The sequence below is a fragment of the Photobacterium aquimaris genome, assembly GCF_002954455.1.
Taxonomy (GTDB): domain Bacteria; phylum Pseudomonadota; class Gammaproteobacteria; order Enterobacterales; family Vibrionaceae; genus Photobacterium; species Photobacterium aquimaris.
Map to the genome: position 1 here is coordinate 1944557 of NZ_MSCC01000001.1, position 22299 is coordinate 1966855.

16 protein-coding genes are annotated in these 22299 nt (G+C 42.4%); 3 read left to right on the top strand and 13 right to left on the bottom strand.

Translation table 11 applies throughout. The annotated features are described in order from the left end of the window. Positions 1 to 144: 144 nt before the first annotated feature. From purF to fabB, 10 genes are all read right to left on the bottom strand, one after another. Entirely contained in the window at positions 145 to 1662 is a 1518-nt protein-coding gene (gene purF, locus BTN98_RS08510; RefSeq protein WP_060997312.1) for an amidophosphoribosyltransferase, read from the bottom strand. Between the two features lie 86 nt (positions 1663 to 1748). Continuing rightward, entirely contained in the window at positions 1749 to 2240 is a 492-nt protein-coding gene (gene cvpA, locus BTN98_RS08515; RefSeq protein WP_060997313.1) for a colicin V production protein, read from the bottom strand. Between the two features lie 64 nt (positions 2241 to 2304). Further along, positions 2305 to 2952, bottom strand: coding sequence for a cell division protein DedD (gene dedD / locus BTN98_RS08520; RefSeq protein ID WP_060997314.1), 648 nt, complete (start codon positions 2950 to 2952; stop codon positions 2305 to 2307). Positions 2953 to 3013: 61 nt separating this feature from the next. Continuing rightward, on the bottom strand, positions 3014 to 4276 hold the full coding sequence (folC, locus tag BTN98_RS08525; RefSeq protein ID WP_060997315.1) for a bifunctional tetrahydrofolate synthase/dihydrofolate synthase: 1263 nt from the start codon (positions 4274 to 4276) through the stop codon (positions 3014 to 3016). Positions 4277 to 4479: 203 nt separating this feature from the next. Next, positions 4480 to 5397: an acetyl-CoA carboxylase, carboxyltransferase subunit beta gene (gene accD / locus BTN98_RS08530; RefSeq protein WP_060997316.1), complete on the bottom strand. Its 918-nt coding sequence runs from the start codon at positions 5395 to 5397 to the stop codon at positions 4480 to 4482. A gap of 222 nt (positions 5398 to 5619) precedes the next feature. Beyond that, positions 5620 to 6399, bottom strand: coding sequence for a tRNA pseudouridine(38-40) synthase TruA (gene truA, locus BTN98_RS08535; RefSeq protein WP_060997317.1), 780 nt, complete (start codon positions 6397 to 6399; stop codon positions 5620 to 5622). Between the two features lie 274 nt (positions 6400 to 6673). Next, the gene (locus BTN98_RS08540) at positions 6674 to 9787 is read right to left on the bottom strand and encodes a FimV/HubP family polar landmark protein (RefSeq protein ID WP_060997318.1); all 3114 of its coding nucleotides are present in this window, start codon (positions 9785 to 9787) and stop codon (positions 6674 to 6676) included. Positions 9788 to 10086: 299 nt separating this feature from the next. Then, positions 10087 to 11100, bottom strand: a complete 1014-nt coding sequence (locus BTN98_RS08545) for an aspartate-semialdehyde dehydrogenase (protein ID WP_060997319.1) — start codon at positions 11098 to 11100, stop codon at positions 10087 to 10089. After that, a complete protein-coding gene (locus tag BTN98_RS08550; protein WP_060997320.1) occupies positions 11097 to 12272 on the bottom strand; it encodes a 4-phosphoerythronate dehydrogenase in 1176 nt (391 codons plus the stop codon). The genes BTN98_RS08545 and BTN98_RS08550 overlap by 4 nt, the downstream gene beginning before the upstream one ends. 418 nt (positions 12273 to 12690) lie before the next feature. After that, the gene (gene fabB, locus BTN98_RS08555; protein WP_060997321.1) at positions 12691 to 13905 is read right to left on the bottom strand and encodes a beta-ketoacyl-ACP synthase I; all 1215 of its coding nucleotides are present in this window, start codon (positions 13903 to 13905) and stop codon (positions 12691 to 12693) included. Between the two features lie 393 nt (positions 13906 to 14298). Between fabB and mnmC the strand changes: the two genes are divergently transcribed. Beyond that, positions 14299 to 16437, top strand: coding sequence for a bifunctional tRNA (5-methylaminomethyl-2-thiouridine)(34)-methyltransferase MnmC2/FAD-dependent 5-carboxymethylaminomethyl-2-thiouridine(34) oxidoreductase MnmC1 (gene mnmC / locus BTN98_RS08560; protein ID WP_060997322.1), 2139 nt, complete (start codon positions 14299 to 14301; stop codon positions 16435 to 16437). A 278-nt stretch (positions 16438 to 16715) separates the two neighbouring features. On the opposite strand, the gene BTN98_RS08565 is transcribed toward mnmC, so the two are convergent. Further along, the gene (locus BTN98_RS08565; protein WP_060997427.1) at positions 16716 to 18089 is read right to left on the bottom strand and encodes an MBL fold metallo-hydrolase; all 1374 of its coding nucleotides are present in this window, start codon (positions 18087 to 18089) and stop codon (positions 16716 to 16718) included. Positions 18090 to 18318: 229 nt separating this feature from the next. On the opposite strand from BTN98_RS08565, the gene BTN98_RS08570 reads away from it, so the two are divergent. Then, positions 18319 to 19191, top strand: a complete 873-nt coding sequence (locus tag BTN98_RS08570; protein ID WP_060997323.1) for a lipase family protein — start codon at positions 18319 to 18321, stop codon at positions 19189 to 19191. Then, entirely contained in the window at positions 19188 to 19796 is a 609-nt protein-coding gene (locus BTN98_RS08575; protein WP_060997324.1) for an N-acetylmuramoyl-L-alanine amidase, read from the top strand. The genes BTN98_RS08570 and BTN98_RS08575 overlap by 4 nt, the downstream gene beginning before the upstream one ends. A gap of 117 nt (positions 19797 to 19913) precedes the next feature. Here the strand turns inward: BTN98_RS08575 and rfbB are convergent, their stop codons facing one another. After that, complete coding sequence (gene rfbB, locus BTN98_RS08580) at positions 19914 to 20957, bottom strand: dTDP-glucose 4,6-dehydratase (protein WP_060997325.1); 1044 nt, start codon at positions 20955 to 20957, stop codon at positions 19914 to 19916. 24 nt (positions 20958 to 20981) lie between these two features. After that, positions 20982 to 22055, bottom strand: a complete 1074-nt coding sequence (wecA, locus tag BTN98_RS08585; RefSeq protein WP_060997326.1) for a UDP-N-acetylglucosamine--undecaprenyl-phosphate N-acetylglucosaminephosphotransferase — start codon at positions 22053 to 22055, stop codon at positions 20982 to 20984. Positions 22056 to 22299: the final 244 nt, after the last annotated feature.

A 22299-nucleotide genomic window follows, 5' to 3' on the forward strand; every position in this document is an offset into this window, starting at 1 on the left:
TCACTACTACTAATCTCACCAACAACATATCTTATCGCAGCAACCTACCTTAAATAACCTCACTTAAAAATACCGATCGCCACCAACAAAAAAGCGACAGGTATAACCCTATCGCTTTAGTCGTTAATGAATCAGTTAAGGTAATTACATGCCTTCGTTATACAACTCAAGGTTAGCTAAATCTTGTTGTAATTCAGCCTGTAATTTTGAATCTTCATTACGTAGTGCGTCAAGATAATCAAGGTATTTTTGATCAACATCACCAGTGACATAACGGCCATTAAACACTGAGGTTTCAAACAATGTAATATCCGGATTACCTTCTGCAACCGCTGCCACTAAATCACTAAGGTCTTGGAAAATAAGACCATCAGCACCAATCAACTTACCAATTTCATCCACTTCACGCCCATGAGCAATTAATTCATTCGCGCTTGGCATATCAATACCATATACATTTGGGAAGCGAATCTCTGGCGCAGCTGAGGCTAAATACACTTTCTTTGCACCAGCATCACGTGCCATTTCAATGATCTGCTCAGAGGTGGTGCCACGAACAATAGAATCATCGACTAACAGTACATTTTTACCTTTAAATTCTGAGCGGATCGCATTGAGTTTACGACGTACAGATTTACGACGCATTTGTTGACCAGGCATGATAAAAGTACGGCCAACATAACGGTTTTTCACAAAACCTTGGCGATATGGCTTATTCAATGTGCGGGCAATTTCAAGCGCACTGTCACATGATGTTTCAGGAATCGGGATCACCACATCAATATCAATGTCAGCCCACTCACGTTTGATCTTTTCACCCAGCTTAGTGCCCATCGCTAAACGTGCACCATACACCGAGACTTTATCAATAAAGGAATCTGGACGAGCAAAATATACAAATTCAAACACACATGGATTTAACTGTGGATTAGATGCGCACTGCTGAGTATAAAGTTCACCCTCAAAGTTAATATATACCGCTTCACCCGGTGATACATCACGCATAAAGTCAAATCCAACTGCATCCAATGCAACCGATTCTGATGCGACCATATATTCAATTTTGCCGTTTTCTTCGCGCTTACCTAAACATAATGGACGAATGCCATTAGGATCACGAAAAGCAATAAGTCCGTGGCCAATCACCAAAGCTACGACTGCATAAGCACCTTTTACAATGTTATGCACTTCACTAACGGCTTTAAAAATATCGTTAGGGCTAATAGGGTAAGTTTGGCTGTGTGCTAATTGATTAGCCAGCACATTGAGTAGAATTTCTGAGTCTGAGGTGGTGTTTACATGACGCTTTGTTTGTTCAAACAAGGTTTCTCGAATATCAGCGGCATTGGTTAAATTACCATTGTGCGCTAAAGAAATACCATAAGGTGAGTTAACATAAAACGGCTGAGCTTCTGAAACACTAGAGCTACCTGCCGTTGGGTAACGAACATGTCCGATACCCACATTACCCTGTAAGCGCTGCATATGTTTAGCTTCAAAGACATCACGCACTAAACCATTCGCTTTACGCAGACGGAAACGATTGCTTTCTAAGGTACAAATACCAGCAGCATCTTGGCCGCGATGCTGTAACACTGTTAGTGCATCATAGATAGACTGGTTTACCGGGGTTGAGCCCACGATTCCAACAATACCACACATTTCCTAAGTCCTCGTCCTGCATAAAAGAACAGTCGCTAACCCTACTATTAAAAATAATAACGTTAGCAACCGCAGTTAATCTTGCACTATTTAATACTATGTAAAAAACTAGAGCTCTCTTTGATGTATTCAAAGAACCATTCTATTACTGTACCAAATTGAGGTATCAATTCAGATTTTTTCCACCACTCTGAACTTGATAAACCCGTAAAGGTATCAATAAAGAACAATACCGCAGCCACAATAAGTACGCCACGAACGGCACCAAAAACAACCCCTAAAACACGATCTGTACCAGACAAACCGGTTTTCTGAACTAATTGACCGATAACGTAGTTTACCACCGCGCCAACAATCAATGTCGCCACGAACAACACTGCAATTGCACTGCCATTTCGCAACATCTTGTCATGGAAGTTGGTAAAATAAACCGCCAACTCCGTATAAAAGTTACTCGCGATAAAAAACGCGGTAAACCAAATCACTAATGACAATGCTTCTTTAACAAAACCACGGACCAAACTCACCATTGAAGAGAAGCCGATCACGCCCAATATTACATAATCAATCCAGATCATTTTTGTTCTTGCTCGTTTTGTTGATGGGTATTCTAACAGAAAAACTGCTAACGCAAACGTTTACCTAGGGATTTATTGCATCAAATCGGTTCAATTTACCGTTTAAGCCAGTAATTTTTTTCAATTCTGCAATTTGCCCCGCAAGCTTCGCTTTTGATACATCAGGGCCGACAACAACCTTAACTAACTGGCCAGGTTTAGCATTTGCTGGAATTAATTGTGCTTGATAACCGTTTAAGCGTAATTTTGCAACCAGTCCATTAGCATTATCCAAATTACCAAAGGTGCCCATTTTAATCACCCATGCTGAACTTGCTACTGCCGTTTTTTTAACAGCGGGCGTTGTTACGCTTGGCTTCACTGTTGGTTTGACTACAACGGGTTTAGCAACAACCGGCTTTGGTTTAGCAGCCGTGTTAGTCGTTGCACTGTGATCATTTTCGATAGTAAACGTTTCATCATTAGTCGATGTTGACGCTTGCTGTGCTGTTGTGGCCGTTACAGGCTCTTTCGGTAACACAACATCAGCATTTTCAGGTTCAGGAATCGTTTTTGCTTCACTCTGCCCCCCCATTTTTGGTTGTAACGGAATACCCGCAAACTCTTCTTTATAATGTTCTTTCTTGCCATCGAAAAAATCCGGTAGAAAAATCACCCCTATCGCGACCAAAATAATGGTTCCAATTAGTCGGTTTTGAAATTGACTTGCCACAATGACTCCTGTTGATATCTAAAACGAAAACACGGCATGCTCAATATGCTTTCTTTACGTTCTACAGTTTTAAATGAGAGGTTATTTGGCCAACAGTGTAAAACGAGCCAAACACGATTACCACATCGTCTGCGTCTGCTTGTGTTAGAGCTTGGTCAAAAGCCAACACTGGGTTATCAAAACCACGGCAACCTGTTGGTAAATGCACCAATATTTCGTCAGCAACGGCAGCACGTGGGCCCTGTAGCGAAGCGGGATACCAATAATCAACGCTATCACGCAGGGTGGCAATCGTTGCAGCAATATCTTTATCATGTAACATCGCTACCACGGCATGGATATTGTTTTTATTTTCTTGGGCTTTGATTTTAGCCAATTGGGCTGCAAAATATTGCGCAGAATGTGGGTTGTGTGCGACATCCATAATAATCAATGGTTGCTCACTTACTCGCTGCATACGTCCTGGTAAATGGGCATTACGCAAACCTTCAACAATATCTTTATCGCTAATATCTAGATCCGTCACTGACAATGCCATTAGCGCCGTCGCAGCATTAGGCAAAGGCAAACTTGGTAATGGCAAATCAGTCAACGAAAATGCCCCTGCTTGCCAATGCCAACAATCCGCTTGTTGCTGGTAATCAAATTGATAGCCAACCTGATACAATTCAGCACCAATATCATCAGCATGTGCAGGTACAGTTGCTGGCGGGTGTGGCTGACCACAAATAGCAGGCTTACCACCACGGAAAATACCCGCCTTCTCATAGCCAATCACTTCGATGTTATCGCCTAACCAATCAACATGATCTATCGCTAGACTGGTGATCACACACACATCATGGTCAACAATATTAGTCGCATCTAAACGGCCACCTAAACCGACTTCTAAAACCACCACATCAACCTGATGCTGTTTAAATAACGTCAGCGCCGCTAGCGTACCAAATTCAAACAAACTTAAGCTGACATCACCACGCGCAGCTTCTACGCTTGCAAATGCTTGACTATGTTCACTATCAGCCAATTCTTGGTTGTTAATCCGCACTCGTTCGTTGTAACGCACTAAGTGAGGTGAACTGTACACGCCAACCTTATAACCTGCCGCCAACAAAATCGCTTCTAGCATGGCACAAGTCGAGCCTTTACCATTGGTTCCAGCAACAGTAATCACACACGGCGCAGGCTTAATTAGATCTGCGTTTTCTGCAACTTTTCGAACCCTATCAAGCCCAAGATCAATAGCACTAGTATGAAGTTGCTCCAGATATTTCAGCCATGTTGAAAGCGCGGCTGTCGCTTGCGGAGAGGTCAATCCTGACATTAAAAATCATTCACTTGTAGTAACGAACTGAATCATTAATTTACCATTGAATGGCTAATAACTTAATCATCGAGCACAATAAATTAGTGATTCGCTCTAGAAAACAAAAATGCCACGCTAATTGAGTTAATTAGTGTGGCATTTATTAACATTAATCGCAGTGGCTACCAAAGGTAACAAGCACTCAATTAAAGACGCTATGATTAATCTTGCTGCTCTGGTGCTGACTGTGGCGCTACAGGCTTACTATCAACAGAAACAACCAATGGTGATTCTTGATTAGTCATTTTTGCCATGAGACCAGCAATACGCTGACGCATTTCACGGCGGTCAACAATCATGTCAATCGCGCCATGTTCAAGCAAGAACTCACTACGCTGGAAGCCTTCTGGCAGCTTTTCACGTACTGTTTGTTCAATAACACGCTGACCTGCAAAACCAATCAATGCTTTAGGCTCACCAATATTAATATCACCTAACATTGCCAGTGATGCCGATACACCACCCATGGTTGGATCAGTTAATACTGAGAAGAATGGTAAACCTTTAGCAGATAAACGCTCTAAAGCAGCACTGGTTTTCGCCATTTGCATCAGTGACATTAATGCTTCTTGCATACGCGCACCACCACTGGCAGAAAAACATACCAATGGACAATTGTTTTCAATTGCAGAGTCGACGGCACGCACAAACTTAGCACCAACAACTGAACCCATTGAGCCGCCCATAAATGAGAACTCAAAAGCACAGGCAACAACAGGTAGACCTAATAACTCGCCGTTCATCGCAACTAAAGCATCTTTCTCGCCAGTTGCTTTTTGGGCTGCATATAAACGATCTTTGTATTTCTTAGAGTCACGGAATTTAAGCTTATCTTGTGGCTCAAGCTCTGCTGCAATTTCCACTTGCGTATCTGCATCAAGAAATGTTTCAAGACGACGACGCGCTTTCATACGCATGTGGTGGTCACATTTAGGACAAACTTCAAGATTGCGTTCGAGATCTGCGTGATACAAAACCTGATCACAAGACGTACATTTCGTCCAGACACCTTCAGGAATAGATACTTTACGCGAAGATACGATGTTACTTTTAGTTAGAATCTTTTCAAGCCAGCTCATGAATGACCTTTCTTTTTTATTCTTCCGCCATAGACCGAAGAGACAAATTCATTAAATATTATTTAAGATTAAAACATAATCTTATTAATCTGTAGATAAAAAACTGGTATTACCTTTGTAAGTCATCATGATGTTTTTAAGTAAAAACACCACTACACATCAAAAACAGTCAAATCGAGACTAATAAGCTGTCTATGTTTTCACCAGCCGTAAATAAATGACTTATAAAAATATTGGACCAAGCACTGAACGCGGTAAATTGTGCTCAGCAGGATAATCAACATCAACCAAATAAAGACCCGCAGACTTTGCTGTTGGACCTGCAACACGACGATCTTTTTGTTCAAGTACCCATTTGATCCAATCTGGTTGTTTTTCACCTTTACCGACTTTAATCAAGCTACCCGCAATATTACGCACCATATGGTGAACAAAGGCATTAGCTTTAATATCAATCACCACAAAGTCACCTTTGCGCGTCACAGTTAAATGTTCAAGTCGACGCCATGGACTACGTGATTGGCATTGGGTAGCACGAAAAGAAGTGTAATCATGTTCACCGATTAAATGCTGAGCCGCCTCATGCATTTTTTGTTCATCAAGGTGACCATGATAATGGCTAACACCTTGCTGAAAAATAGCCGGACGTACAGCATGATTATAAATCACATAGCGATAACGACGGGCGGTAGCTGAAAAACGCGCATGAAAATCGTCACTGACTTCATGTGCCCAGCGTACAGCAATATCTTTTGGAAGGTAGGCATTAACCCCCATCGTCCATGCTGCCATTTTACGCTCAATATCAACATCGAAGTGTACCACTTGTCCTGTACCATGCACCCCTGTATCAGTACGTCCAGCACAAAAAACAGCAATGGGTTGATTGGCAATATGTGATAGCGCTTTTTCTAAACGTTCTTGCACACTATCTACATCTACTTGACGTTGCCAACCACAATATTTAGCACCATCGTACTCGATACCTAACGCTATTCGCATAATCTCACTTCGACTTAATTTAGCATAAATACACAGGCGATATTGTTTAAGCGCCTGCTCAAAACAGAGAGGGAAGTATAGGGGATGGCGCCACAAAGGGGAAGAGCAGGGATTTCGAGGGGTAAGATAGTTAATGTCGAGGTTTGGCATTCCCTGTAGGGAATGACGGGGATTGGATATAAAAAAGCGACAGGCTCTCGCCTATCGCTAATCTCGAAACTCACAGTCTCGTTACTCGAAACCTCGTCCCTGCTCTTTCCTCGCTCCTCAAAACCTACTTCTTGAGCATAAACTTCTCAAGTAGCGCTTTGGCTTCCGCTTGGACTTCGCCCTCACCTTTTAGCGCTATATCTTGCAACAAATCAATACCACCACTGATATCATTCATTTCAAGATACGCTTTTGCTAAGTCCAACTGGCCAGCATACTCACCAGAACTATCAACATCAAATTGACGAATATTGGCAAACATATCAGGAAACTCAGTCAAACCCACATCAAGGTTTAATGGTTTTTCATCAGGATCTTCTTGCTGATAATTAGGATCATCAGCCAATAAATCATCAATACTAATGTAATTCGACGTTGTTGCCGTTGCCGATTTAACATCCGCTTGAGCAAAAGACGGTTGCTTAGACCAATCTTCACTGACAAGTTCAGGCTCAGCCACAGCACGTTGCCACACCGCGGCTTCATCTTCGGCTAATACATCTTCATTATCAGCAATAGCACTGTCTGGTGTAGAGGCTAATAGCTGCTCACGCTCATCACTATTAACACCAAGCCCACCTTTAGGAGATACTGTTGTTGGCTGCGAGTCATCAAACAGTAACGCATCCATATCTAAGCCTGCAGCATCAACCCGCTCTTGCTCTGCTTCTGGTGAACGATCAACAGTGGTGATACCTGGCGATGATGGTTGCGGTTTAAGGCCTTGCTCAATAGCGTATTGCTCTAATTCATGCTGCTCTTCAAAGGATGCATATAACGCTTCATCTTCATCGAACTCAGGCAAAGCCGTAACATCAATATTCTCAAACGCATATTCCAAATGACGAGCAGTATCAAATGGCGAGTAATCAGGTTCAACGTTAGCGCTAGCATTATCAACAGCAACAGTCTGACGTTGTTCTGCAGCTTGTGCCGCTTGTTGTAATTGACGTGCAACATTATCAATTGCAACTTGCTCATCAATTTCTGAACGATCATCGGTTTGCTCTAATGGCAATGCTTGCGGATCATCAAATGCTGAGTTTTCATCAAACTCAGGTAAATCATCAAGGCTTAATGGCGCATTATGTACCGCATCAGCTGACGGTAAGTCTGACAATTGATCATCATAATCATCAAATGCGGCTTGCTCATCAAACTCAGGCAAATCATCAAGATTAAACGTTGGCGTATCTTTTTCAGCATCGATTAACTCATCTAATAGCGCAGTGCTATTTTCATCGAGTTTAATATCTGACGTTGTCGCTAAGGTATCGCTATCATCTGCAAGTAGTTCATCTAATAACTCAGTGCTACCTTCAGCAACCTCTATATCACTTCCAAAAGATTTATCGTCATCATCAGTAACTAAATCATCCAATAACTCAGTGCTACCTTCAGCAAATAATGATTGCTCATTACTTGCATCTTTATCTGTCGATGGCGTAGTGATATCTGGTAGATCATGATTAAACTGAGAAAACAATGCGTCAAGTTCATCTTGAGAAACGGCTTTAGTACCGACTAATTCCGATTTAGAAACAGCTTCAGACTGCGACTCTTCATTGGTCGATGCTTGTGCTTGTTGCAAGATCTCATCTAATAATGCTTGGTCTGATAATGCTTTTTCGTCATCGTGATCGTGTTCTTCTGTGATAACCGATGTTGTTGTCGCGTCATCATGTTCAGATAAATCAAAATCAGCTTTATCTTCCTCGCTAAGCGATTGCTCCCACAACGCAGCTAATGCTTCATCTGAACTCGGTTCAGACTTAGCATCAAGCTCATCAAGCGCGCGCTCCATGTCTTTCAGACCAATAGCATCATCGTTAGTCACTGAAATAGTGCTAAGGTTAGAATCAAATGCCTGATCATCAAAATCTGCTGCAGCTAACGCCAGCTCCGATGACTGCTCACCCTTCGCTAACGATTGATCCTCTTGTTGTTCTAGTGTTTCAGAATCAAGTTCTTTATCAGAGGCTTTGTTATTGCTGTGCTGTTTAGGTTCAATATCTGCAAACAAATCGTCATCAGCAAATAAGTCATCAAGATCATCATTTTGATCACTATCCACTAAATCAATCGGTGGCACCACCACTGAACTGGTGTCGTTATCGGTTATTGGTGCAGGTAACGATTGTGGTTGAGACTCATTTTTCTTACGGCGGAACAGTAATAATGCGAATAACGCAGCAATTAAGCCGCCTGGTATAATACCCGCAGCAGCAAGTGCCCATGGATTATTAGTTAGACGCTCTAACCATGTTTCAGGAACAGGCTCTGGCGCTTGTTGTACCTGCTTTTGTTGCTCTAAAAACGACACCATTTGTTGACGAATACTGTCACTTTCAGTGACCTGATCTTTCAATGTCGCCATATCTTGTTGCATCGCAGATAACCGCAACCGCAATGCGTGGTTACTTTCAACTAATGCTGCCATTTTCACATGATCAACATTCGCTACTGGTTTGGCTGGAATAATGGTTTGATCATCATTCTTAGGCCCATCAACGACCGCAGGCTGTTCACTTTTGGTCGCCACTGCCGTTGCAGTAACATCTGCCGAGTTGTCAGCATCAGTTTCAGCTTTGATGTCTACAGTTGGCGTGACAGGCGTGACTGACTCCGGCTTTGGTGTCAGTTTTATCACTTTAGGCTTATTAACAACGGAAGGTTGCTGTTCAGCTAAGCGTCTTTTTTCTAACTCAGTTGCGTACGGCGCACGTAATTGGTCTGCCGCTAATTTTCGGCTAACAGTGCTAATACGTTGCTGCTGAATTTGCTCCATTGTTGGCAATTTTAAATAGCTGCCCGGCAACAATGAGTGAATATTATTATTTTCAAAGGCGTCTTGATTAAGATTATAAATGGCACCAATAACTTTAAAGATAGACACATTTTTATTTGGTAAATGACGCGATGCAATGCCCCACAACGTTTCAGTTTCATACGTTGGACCATAGCTACGTGCCATTAATGACGATGTTGAAAATTGTTTAGCAGGTACAGTTAATTCGCTCGTGTCAGAACCTTGATTCATCGTTATATACGAGCTGTCTTCATTCGCTGGGCCTACTATACGTATCGTATTAGCATTCACTACCGGTAAATAGGATGAAATAGTTACAAAGGCTACCGGCAGTACCATACGTTTAAGTATTTTTGGGATGTCAGACACTGTCTACATTCCTCTTTGGCAAAGATAAAGTTGCTCGAACTCGTTGTCATACAACGAATTCGAAATAATAGTTTGTTAATCATAACGACAGCTATGAGCAAAACTTGAATAGCGATATTCAATCACAATGTGGATGACATTATGTCAAGTTATCAGCAAAAGAAAAGTAAGCAACTAACGAAATAAAAAAGCGACCGGCTTTCACCCATCGCTTTGTTATTTTGTTAGCAAGTTCGATCGCACTATTGTGTTAACAAACACTAATAGCGCGATCTAAGCCTTACTTTTAATAAGGTTGATTATAAATATTCAGCAATCAACTTTTCTGCAATCTGAACACTGTTAGTCGCAGCGCCCTTACGAACGTTATCAGCCACAATCCACATGTTTAAACCACATGGGTGACTAATATCTTCACGAATACGACCAACCATCACATGATCTTTACCAACAGCATCCGTTACTTGTGTTGGGTATTCATTACCAGGGAAAACTTCAATACCATCAGTATTTTCAAGTAAGTTAATCGCATCTTCTAATACGATTGGCTGATGGGTTTCAACGTGTACTGCTTCACCATGACCAAAGAATGAAGACACACGCACACAAGTTGGATTCACACGAATACTTGCATCGCCTAAAATCTTCTGTGTTTCCCACACCATTTTCATTTCTTCTTTGGTGTAGCCGTTATCCATAAATTCATCAATATGAGGAATACAGTTGAACGCAATTTGCTTATCGTAGGCTTTGGTTTCAATTGGCAAACCGTTAAGCAACTTCGCAGTTTGTCCTGCTAGTTCATCAATACCTTTACGACCAGAACCTGATACTGACTGGTAAGTCGCCACGTTAATACGATCGATACCATAAGCATCTTGAATCGGCTTTAACGCAACTAACATTTGAATTGTTGAGCAGTTCGGGTTAGCGATAATGTTACGGTTACGGTAATCTGCAATCGCTTCTGGGTTCACTTCTGGAATAACCAACGGTACATCATATTCGTAACGGAATTCAGAGGTGTTATCAATAACCACCACACCTTGCTCAGCGGCAATCGGTGCCCAATGGCGTGATGCTTCAGCACCTGCAGAGAACAAGGCAATTTGCACTTGGCTCCAATCGAAATCTTCTACATTACGAACACGGGTTGATTTACCTTTAAAACGTAACGCTTTACCTGCGCTACGATCACTTGCCAGCAAGTAAAGATTGCGAACAGGAAAATTGCGTGCTTCTAGCACTTCGACCATAGCTTCGCCTACAGCGCCTGTTGCGCCAAGTATTGCGATATCATATTCCTGACTCATTGAGTGACCTCTACTACTGTAAAACCTAATTTAGCCAGCGACTCTACCGCAAACTCGGCCTTCGCCGCTACTGTAATCGCACTATATTCACGTCGATCCCAGTAATTTTTACGCATTAAATCAAAAGCGGTAGCCATTTTGCTGTTATCGTCGCCAGCAGCTAGCATTTCACGACGGAAAATACCGTCATCTTTACGTACATCATAAACTAATTGGATCAAGCTAAATAAGGTTGCTTCATCCCATTTTCGACTTAATTGCACTTGTGGTACAGGTGCAATAGGTAACAAATCACTTGCCTGAGCATGGTGTTCGTTATTTAAAAACTGACAAAAACTGTTAAACACCATGGTGGTGCCACGTGCTTTACCTTCAAGTCCATAACCAGCAACATGCGGTGTCGCAAAGGCTAATAATGGTAACAATTCTAAATCCACCAGCGGTTCTTGTTCAAACACGTCTAACACTGCGGTTAACACTTTACCACTGCCATCAGCTGCTGCTTGTAAGGCTTGTTTTAGCGCTTGATTATCCACTACAGGACCACGAGCTGCATTAATTAAAATCGCATTGGGTTTCATTGCCGCTAAAAATGCTGCATCCACTAAATGATGAGTAGGATGATCACCTGTGCGTGTTATCGGGGTATGGGTGGTGATCACATCACACTCAGCCAATAGCGTTTCAAGCGAGTTGAACTCACGCTCATCGCCCTCAACTTGTTTTAAGGGATCGTTTAATAAATACCGAATACCCAGCGCATCCAAACATTTCGCTAAATAAGTACCAACATTGCCCGCTCCAATAATACCCACGGTGCGATCAAAAATAGAGAAATCCTGCTGTTGGCCAAGCACCATCAAACTACTTAATACATATTCTGCCACACCCACTTTGTTACAACCGGGCGCTGCGGTAAAGGTGATCCCCTTAGCGGCTAATAAATCCTGATCAACATGATCTTGCCCTGCGGTTGCAGTACCAACAAATTTCAGCTTATCGGCTTTCGCTATTAGATCGGCATTCACTTTGGTTACAGAACGGATCATCAAAGCATCAATGCCGACTAAATCATCAGCAGTTAATGTACGTCCTGGTTTGGCAATAACCTCACCTAATTGGCTAAATAATTCCTGAGCATAAGGCATGTTTTCATCGATAAGGATTTTCATATACGTCCTGTAGAGAGAATAAGTAAAGAGAGGCGCGTGCGCTGATTATTATATAGGAGAGAGGGACAAGGGAAAAGCAGGGACGAGGAAAAGCGGTGCGAGTGGCGAGACAGCCCAATATTCGTCATCTCGAAAGGTGAGGCACGAAACTATCCGTGATCTACTTAACGCGTGTTTGAGCTTAAAAGAAACCAGTGGATTCAATGACTCTACGACACGCGGGCAGTAGATTCCCTAACGCCCTCGCAGTCATTCACTGTAGGGAATGACGGGGTTGGGCTTGGCATTCATTTTAGAAAACAACAGGGTTTGGACACAAAAAAAGCGACAGGCTCTCACCTATCGCTTTTTATCATGCTATGAACTCTCAGACACGAAATCTCGCTACTTGAAATCTCGCCGCTGCTGTGTTCCGGCCTTACGCTTCGTATTTCTTAATTACTAGCGTTGCGTTAGTACCACCAAAACCAAAGCTGTTAGACATAACAGTCTTCAATTCAACATCGCGCTTCTCAGTCACGATATCAAGGCCTTTAGCCGCTTCATCCAGGTTGTCGATGTTGATGCTTGGCGCAACAAAACCGTGCTCTAGCATTAGCGTTGAGTAAATTGCTTCGTGAACACCAGCCGCACCTAGAGAGTGACCAGTCATCGCTTTAGTTGCAGAGATTGCTGGGCAGTTTTCACTAAATAGTTCTTGAATAGCACCAAGCTCTTTCACGTCACCTACAGGTGTTGAAGTTCCGTGAGTGTTGATGTAATCAACAGGAGCATCAAGATCTTTCATTGCCATCTTCATACAACGCACAGCGCCTTCACCTGATGGTGCTACCATGTCGTAGCCGTCAGATGTTGCACCATAACCTACGATCTCACCGTAGATTTTTGCGCCACGAGCAAGAGCATGTTCAAGTTCTTCAACCACAACCATGCCGCCGCCACCAGAGATAACGAAACCGTCACGGTCTGCATCGTAAGTACGTGATGCTTTTGATGGATCATCGTTGTACTTAGTCGACAACGCGCCCATAGCATCAAACATCATTGTTAGTGACCAATCAAGCTCTTCACCGCCACCAGCAAAAACAACATCTTGCTTGCCTAGTTGAATCAGTTCAACCGCGTGACCGATACAGTGTGCTGATGTTGCACATGCAGAACTCATGGTGTAGTTAACACCGCGAATTTTAAAAGGTGTTGCCAAACATGCAGAAACAGTTGAAGACATAGTACGTGGAACCATGTAAGGACCAACACGCTTAACGCCTTTCTCACGCAGTGTATCTACTGCATGGTACTGATTGTATGATGATGCGCCGCCTGAACCTGCAACTAAACCTGTACGCTCATTTGATACTTGGTCTTCTGCTAGGCCAGAGTCAGCAACCGCTTGTTCCATTGATAGGTAAGCAAACGCAGCGGCATCACCCATGAAACGCATTTTCTTACGATCAATGTGCTCAGAAGGTGTAATTTTTAGGTCACCCCACACATTTGAACGCAATTTCATTTCTGCAAACTGCTCAGAGTAAGTAATACCTGATTTGCCTGTTTTTAGGGATTCCAGTACTTCAGCAACGTTGTTACCGATACTAGATACAATACCCATGCCTGTAATTACGGCTCGTTTCATGATGAATTCCTACTGATATTAATGGAAATACCTACCCATTTTATAGAACAACCAATGCCCTATTTCAATGACTAGAATACGTCCCAAACGGCTTTAAAATCTGCGCTCACATCCACTCTTCGTTTGCTATAGCGAACGAAAACACGCGATATTAAAGATGTTTGGGCCGAGACAATTCACTAATCTAACTCTTTTATTAAGAAAAAAACAAAAAAGTTAACGATTATTTAGTACGAGAACTATAACGGCTTTGCTCCTGAAAAGTGGTCAGCTTTCCTGTATTTCAGGTACAATCGAGTCAAAATTGCTATTCAATCGCATTTAAAGCCCATAATTGATGCATTTTTATGCATAAAGTGATGCTAAAGTGCTCAGCTGCTAAACAAGAGGTTCATGTTGTCTCGTCCTACTACCACAACGTCTACGCCACGGATAAAAAATGCCGTCCTTGATTGGAACGATAGTGGCTGTTCAATATTTCATCAGTTAGCATCATCAAATAATCATGGACTTGAACAAACACGCGATGCCTTTATCCACCAACATGGTTTACCGCAACGCTGGCAGGATTTTGACCGCCGTCGATTTGTTGTGGCTGAAACCAGTTTTGGCACTGGGGTTAACTTTTTAGCACTATGGCAAGCATTTAACGCTTTTCGTGAACAGCACCCAGAGGCGACAACGCAAGAGCTGCATTATATTAGCTTTGAAAAAACACCGTTGACCAAGCACGATCTAATTAAAGCTCAGCTTATGTGGCCGGAACTGGCACAACTCACTGAACAGCTTCACGCACATTATCCTCCTGCTGTCGCTGATTGTCATCGAATTGTGCTTGAGAATGGCCGTATCACTCTTGATTTATGGTTTGGCGATATTCACCAATCTATGCCTCAACTATGGCTAGGCAATGACGGTCTTATCGACGCATGGCTATTAGACGAGTGCGCACCTCAGCATCAACTCGAGAGCTGGAATCAGCAGCTGTTTAATAACATGGCTAAAATGGCACGTGCTCAATGCAGTGTTAGCGCCGTGACAGCAACAACGACAGACTTAGTACGTACGGGTTTAACTGAGGCTGGTTTTAGTCTCAACAATACATCAACGCTAAACGAACACCATCATATTACTCTAGCGACAATCACTCCTTCGCATTCGCAAGCTAACTTTAAGCCTTGGTTTGCCCGTAGCTCACAACAAACATCACAACCAAGCGATATTGCGATTATCGGTGGTGGTGTTGCATCAGCGACCACCGCATTAGCCTTAATTCGTCGCGGTCAGTCGGTAACCTTATATTGTGCTGATAACGAGTTAGCCCAAGGAGCATCGGGCAATCGCCAAGGTGCCGTCTACCCACTGCTCAATGGTAAGCATGATCCACTATCACGCTTTTTTGCGCCGGGATTTATTTATGCACGTCAGTTTGTTGAACAAGCTGCTCAGCAATGTCAGTTTGATCATGATTGGTGTGGCGTAACCCAATTAGCATGGGATGAAAACGGTAAAAACCTGACTGATGCTGAAAAACAACTCGCGCTTGCAACCCAAGATAAAAAACTCGGTCGTCAAACTAAAAAGCTAGAGTGCATGTTAAGCGGAGGCTTTCCTGAAGAGTTAGTCCGTGAATTAGATATTGAACAAACCCGCACGATCACCGGTGTCGAAACCGATTGTCGTAGTGTTAATTACCCGTTAGGTGGTTGGTTATGCCCACAGCAATTAACCCAAGCATTAATCGAATCAATGCAGCAAACAGGCAAACTAACCTTACATCTTAATTGTGATGTCACTACGCTTGAACAACTTAAAACACCCACTAATGATCCGCGATGGCAATTAACGTTTGCCGATGGCAGCACCACAACTCACACCACAGTTGTGGTTGCCAGTGGTCACCGTTTTAATCAATATCCACAAACAGCCCCGATTCCAACCTCATCAGTACGTGGTCAAGTCAGCCATGTACCAACCAATGAGACCTTGGCGCAACTTAACACGGTATTATGTTATGACGGCTATTTAACGCCAGTAAACACCAACACCAATAGTCATTGTATTGGTGCCAGTTACGCCCGTCGTAGTTGCGATTTAACTTACAGTAACGTCGATCAACAGCAAAACAAGCAACGCTTACTAGACAGTGTTCCTGCAACGGCCTCATGGGTCGATGCCATTCATGTTGACGAGTTTGATCCTCAGCAACGAGCACGTGTTGGAGTCCGTTGTGCTAGCCGTGATCATTTACCGTTTGTGGGTAATGTTTGCCGTTATGATGATTTGATTAAGCAATATCAAGATCTCAAAGATAACCAGCTTTACGCTCAAAATGTGCCGGTATATCAAAACTTATTTACCATTGTTGGCTTAGGCTCACGAGGGTTAAGTTCAGCACCACTATTAGGCGAGTTACTGGCTTCACAGATTTGTGGCGATCCACTTCCCCTACCACACACAGTACTTGATGCCCTTCACCCAGGAAGAATGTGGGTACGAAAATTAGTACGCGGTAAAGAGGTAAAGGCATAAGGTTGCGAGGGTTTTAGAGGCGAGAAAGAGCAGTAGCGAGTGGCGGATTATTAGTGCCGAGACAGCCTAATATCCGTCATCTCGGAAGTTGAGGCACGAAACTATCCGTGATCTACTCAAGACGTGATCGAGCCTTAAAGAAGCCAGTGAATTCAATAACCCTACAACGCGCGGACGGTAGATTCCCTATCTCGTTCGTAACCTCACTGTAGGGAATGACGGAGGTTGGGGCTTGGCACTCACTCTAGACATTACGGAGTGAGGCTTGGCTCTCCCCCTTACTCACTCGCGGCAATAATCACTGTTGCCTCAGGCTTAACCTTTCTCAATTCTACTGCTAATGCGGTTTGCGCTTTAAGATCACCATGCACGACTTTAATTATCTTAGGGCCTTGCTCAATATCAGCCACAAAACTAACCAAATCAGATTGCGCAGCATGGGCGGAATAACCCGATAATTGGTGGATGTGCGCCATAACATCAATCACTTTATCATCAATTTTAATGGCTCTATCGCCATCGACTAAAGCGCGTCCGGTTGTACCTTGCGCTTGATAACCTGCAAAAATTATATCAGTGCGTTTATCGGCTAATAACGCTTTTAAATAATTGACTACTCGGCCACCAGAGCACATGCCGCTGGCGGCAACAATGATTGCAGGTTCACCAGAATGCTGAAGCCGGTTGACTAATTTTATATGATCCGCATGGCTATCAATGGTAATACATTGTTCAAACGCTAACGGATGCCTGCCCATATAACGCCGATGTTTCGCTTCTTTAGCCCATAATTCATGAAAATAGCGGTACTGCTCAGTCACCTTTTGTGCCAGTGGCGAGTCTAAAATTACTGGTAAACTTTTCCACACTCGCTTATTGGTTTCTGTTTCATTAGGATCGATATCAATTTGGGCAATAATATTTTCAAGATCAAACAGTAACTCTTGAGTACGGCCAACACTAAAGGCGGGAATCACAATCGCACCACCATCTTGTAATGAGCGTTCAATAATGCGTTTTAATACTTGCTGGCGATGCTCAAGTTGGTGGTTAGGTTTATCACCATAAGTACTTTCAATTACTAACGTATCAGCGACAGTTGGCGCGATGGGATCGGCTAATAATGGCGTATTTTTCGGTCCAAGATCACCACTAAAAACCACAATCTCATTGGTCGGCAATTTAATTTCAATATAAGCCGATCCCAAAATATGCCCAGCAGGTCGAAAACGGATCTTAACTTGATCTCCAGTTGGTAACACTATTTGCGCCCAACAATCATAAGGCACAGGACGAATGCGCTGATGTATTAATGCTAACGCTTTTTCGCACTGTTTTTTATTGAGCCCTAATTGCAGTTTAAGCCCATCTTCTAGCATTAATGGCACTAAAGCCGCGGTTGCTTCTGTGGCATAAATAGGACCCGTAAAACCTGCGGCAAGCAACCATGGCAAACGACCAATATGATCTATATGACTATGGGTCAGTAATAATGCAGCGATATTGTTAATATCAAATTCAATATCTAACGTCTCACGGGCTTCTATTCCCTGAAATAAACCACAATCTATCAATAAGCTATTATCGCCAATAACAAGCTCATGACATGATCCCGTTACTCCTGTTTTTGCGCCATGATGAACAATATTCACTGCAATCTCCCCGTTGCCAATAACAATAAGCGGCTCATGATGACAGCGCATATCTATTGTTAGAAATGTTATCAGATAGAACTAGGAAGCATTCGCTTTTACCATGTTAACTTAATGTAACAAACGCAGTGTGACTATCATTAGATCACAAAAAACCACCCCAAAGTGTACAATTAAGTGCATATAAAATTAAATGGTCGTTAAACGATAAATCGAGAGAATAATATTTATGTATCCGATCATTATTGCTATTCATGGCAGAGGAAATAAACTCCCCACCACAACGTTAAGTCAGCAGTGGCAACAAGCGCTTAAACATGGCTTACAACGCTACAATCAATCTCAATTACACCCACAAATTGATTTTAAAATGGCCTATTACGCCGATCATTATTATCAACAGCCATTAGTCTTATCTGCTGATCCCATTACTGTAACTCCTCAGATCCATGCCATTAAACATTTATCGGTCAGTAACTCGCCTCATCACAATAATCTGCTAACCACCAGCGCTTCACACTGGACAGCCAACGTCGCTGAATGGATAGAAGATAAGTTAAGTATGTTCTCTTTTATCTCTAAACCATTTTTAAAATCACTACTGCCAGATATCCATCACTATTTTCATGATTCGAGCTACCAAAAGGCAGTCGAGCAACCGCTGATAAAACTGCTCAATCAATATAAACACCGACCGATTATTTTACTCAGTCATTCAATGGGCACCGTGATCGCCTATAACGTCCTCCATCAACTCAGCCGTCAAACAACGCCACCACAAATTTGCACTTGGTTTACCTTTGGCTCGCCGCTTGGACTCACTAGCGTCAAAGGCTTTCTGCCCCAAATCACGCAGCAACCGAGCGTGAAAAAGTTAGCCACACCCGATTGCGTTACCGAGCAATGGATCAATGTCAGTGATAAGCGCGATATCGTGTGTATTGATCATGATTTAAGCGATGATTACCTTGCCAACCGCCATCAAATAAAGCCACAAGATTGCTATATCACCAATGAATATCCCGGCAATGCCCATAAATCTTATGGTTATCTATGGAGCCATGTTATTGCGAAATACGGTACTCCCAAGGTGACCTTATGAAGGCATTAATTTTATTAGATCCCGGCCATGGCGGTATTATTAACAATGTCTATCAAACTGCTGGCAAACGTTCGCCATTATGGTCCAACGGTAAGCAATTATTTGAAGGTGAATTTAATCGTGCTATCGCCAAAGGTATTAGCCAAGCACTAACCTTATATGGCATTGATAATAAAATTATCGTACCTGAATTAGAAGATATCAGCCTGCGCTCACGGGTTGATAGGGCTAATTTTTTAGCCCAGCAATATCCGCATCATCGGTGTTTATTAGTATCAATACATGCCAATGCCGGTGGTGGTAAAGGGGTTGAAATTTTTACCAGCCGCGGCCAAACCGAAAGTGATATTGTCGCCGATCATCTTGCCCATGCTTTCAGCCAAATATTCCCCAATAAACCCCTGCGCAGCGATTACCGTGATGGTGACAGCGATAAAGAACGTGGCTTTTATATGCTAAGAAAAACCACCATGGCTGCGGTGTTAACCGAGAACTTCTTTATGGATAATGAAATCGAATGCTGCTTGATATTGATGACGCCTAAAGGCCGTCAAAAAATTATTGATTATCATGTGCAAGGAATTTTGGCGTGGGTGGAGGGGTAAGAGCAGAAGTTTCGAGTAGCGAGTAGCGAGGAAGAGCAGTATCAAGATAAAAGCATCATCTATTGTGAGGCTTTTTCCTTGATACTTAGGTGGTTCTACTTCACGCTGCTTTTCATATTAATTTTTGTCACACTCTTCCAGCACAGGTTGCCACCACGTGGGATTATTTAAATACCATTCAACGGTTTTACGTAACCCAGACTCAAAGGTCTCGGCTGGGATCCAACCTAATTCACGAGTAATTTTAGAGGCATCGATAGCATAACGAATATCATGCCCTGGCCTATCTGCCACATACGTAATGAGATCACTGTAAGCATCAACAGCTTGAGGTTTACGCGGTGCAAGCTCTTCTAATAACTGACAAATTGTCGTAATAACCTCGATATTGGTTTTTTCATTAGAGCCACCAATATTATAGGTTGCGCCTGCCTGCCCCTGCGTTAATACACAATATAAAGCGCATGCATGATCATCGACAAATAACCAATCACGAACTTGTAAACCATCACCAAAAACAGGCAACGGTTGCCCTGCAAGTGCATTTAAAATTATTCGCGGGATCAGTTTTTCAGGATGATGATAAGACCCGTAATTATTAGAGCAATTGGTTACAATAACGGGTAAACCATAGGTTCGCGACCAAGCTCGCACTAAATGATCACTTGACGCTTTAGAAGCTGAATATGGACTTGAAGGATCATAGGCACTGTTTTCAGTAAACAGTGCCTCACAATGGCCTAAATCACCAAACACTTCATCGGTAGAAATATGATGAAATTTAAATGCGGTTTGGCGAGCAGGCTCTAATGACTGCCAATAACTGCGCGCCGCTTCTAATAAAGTATAAGTACCGATAATATTAGTGGTAATAAAGGCCGCGGGTTCATTAATGGAACGATCAACATGACTTTCCGCTGCTAAGTGCATCACCACATCAGGCTGATAAACGGTGAACAGGCGATCTAACTCATCACGATCACAAATATCCACTTGCTCAAAAATATAACGGCAATGTTGTGCCACTGACGCCAATGTGGATAAGTTACCTGCATAAGTTAATTTATCCACATTAATAACGCTATCTTGAGTATTATTAATAATATATCGAATAACGGCAGAGCCAATAAAACCAGCTCCGCCCGTCACCATTATTTTCACAACATGTATCCTTTGATTACTTTTTTACGCTTCGTGTACGGTATGAATACCAAAAAAGCGCTTAACGACAGCGGTAATACGCCAAATATAATTGATCATCATAAAGTAACCGCCAAACATCGCCAAGAAAGCAATAAACATGGTTGATTCTTTCACACCTGCCATTTCAGACCAAATACCAATCGCAGCACAATTAATCGCTAATAAACAAATTACCACTAATGTCATGCGTGACGACAAACCAATACGCTGACAAATATGGTGCAAATGCTCACGATCGGGCTTAAACGGTGACTGACCTTTGCGAACACGGCGGATCATAATTGTTGCCATATCCATTAATGGGATCGCAATTAACCACAATGCGGTTACCGGTTTAAACGCCACAATATCAGCTTCTTGAGTGCCACGCACCAATAGCCACACCACAGTAAAGCCGATAAACACGCTGCCAGCATCGCCCATAAAGACTTTAAAGCGACGTCCAAAAGGTAAACCTAGGTTAAGCATAATATACGGCAGCATTGCCGCAACTAATAAACCACAAAATAAGGCTAATTCGTGATTACCATTTAAATAAAACACATACCCCATTGCGGTAAATGTCACCGAGGCGAGTCCTCCCAGCAAACCATCAATACCATCAACCATATTAAACGCATTGATAGCACCAATAAACGCCACCACAGTGACGACGCCACCGATAAAAGGTGATAGCTGCAATGTTTCACTGCCCATTAAGTAACCGAGGTTATCTAATGAATGGCCACCAATACTGATGATCGCCAACGCGATCCCTGCTTGGACTACTAAGCGGATCTTAAAACTAATATCGAGATAATCATCAATCACCCCGACAGCTAATAAAATTAAACCACAGCCGAGATAGAGTAAAAGGGTTAAATCAACAGGTAAAAACAATAACGCGGCAATAGCAAAAGCAAAAAAGACCGAGATACCTCCAACTAGTGGTATCACGCCCTGATGGTGTTTTCGAGCATTGGGCTTATCAACCAAACCCACTTTTTTTGCGATGTTGCGCATCATAAATAAGCTTATAAATGACAGCACAAATACAACGATATATGAGTATTCCATAATTAAATATGTACCTGTAATCCAAAAAATAGTTCGTTATCAATTACAACCAGAATATTCATCACAATGATAATCTGATAATTAACCTTCAAACGAAACCTACAGCCACAATATTACAAAGCAATTAATTGCTAAAGGAATAAACACCCAAAACAAAACAAACCAGAATATTTAAGATAAATTAATCATAATAAATAATAAACCCACTCAAAAAAAACCAACAATAATATTAATATCAACCACT

Coding starts and splice junctions, on each gene's coding strand:
- purF (WP_060997312.1), bottom strand. CDS start 1,662: ATGTGTGGTATTGTTGGAATCGTGGGCTCAACCCCGGTAAACCAGTCT.
- cvpA (WP_060997313.1), bottom strand. CDS start 2,240: ATGATCTGGATTGATTATGTAATATTGGGCGTGATCGGCTTCTCTTCA.
- folC (WP_060997315.1), bottom strand. CDS start 4,276: ATGTCAGGATTGACCTCTCCGCAAGCGACAGCCGCGCTTTCAACATGG.
- accD (WP_060997316.1), bottom strand. CDS start 5,397: ATGAGCTGGCTTGAAAAGATTCTAACTAAAAGTAACATCGTATCTTCG.
- truA (WP_060997317.1), bottom strand. CDS start 6,399: ATGCGAATAGCGTTAGGTATCGAGTACGATGGTGCTAAATATTGTGGT.
- BTN98_RS08545 (WP_060997319.1), bottom strand. CDS start 11,100: ATGAGTCAGGAATATGATATCGCAATACTTGGCGCAACAGGCGCTGTA.
- BTN98_RS08550 (WP_060997320.1), bottom strand. CDS start 12,272: ATGAAAATCCTTATCGATGAAAACATGCCTTATGCTCAGGAATTATTT.
- fabB (WP_060997321.1), bottom strand. CDS start 13,905: ATGAAACGAGCCGTAATTACAGGCATGGGTATTGTATCTAGTATCGGT.
- mnmC (WP_060997322.1), top strand. CDS start 14,299: ATGTTGTCTCGTCCTACTACCACAACGTCTACGCCACGGATAAAAAAT.
- BTN98_RS08570 (WP_060997323.1), top strand. CDS start 18,319: ATGTATCCGATCATTATTGCTATTCATGGCAGAGGAAATAAACTCCCC.
- BTN98_RS08575 (WP_060997324.1), top strand. CDS start 19,188: ATGAAGGCATTAATTTTATTAGATCCCGGCCATGGCGGTATTATTAAC.
- wecA (WP_060997326.1), bottom strand. CDS start 22,055: ATGGAATACTCATATATCGTTGTATTTGTGCTGTCATTTATAAGCTTA.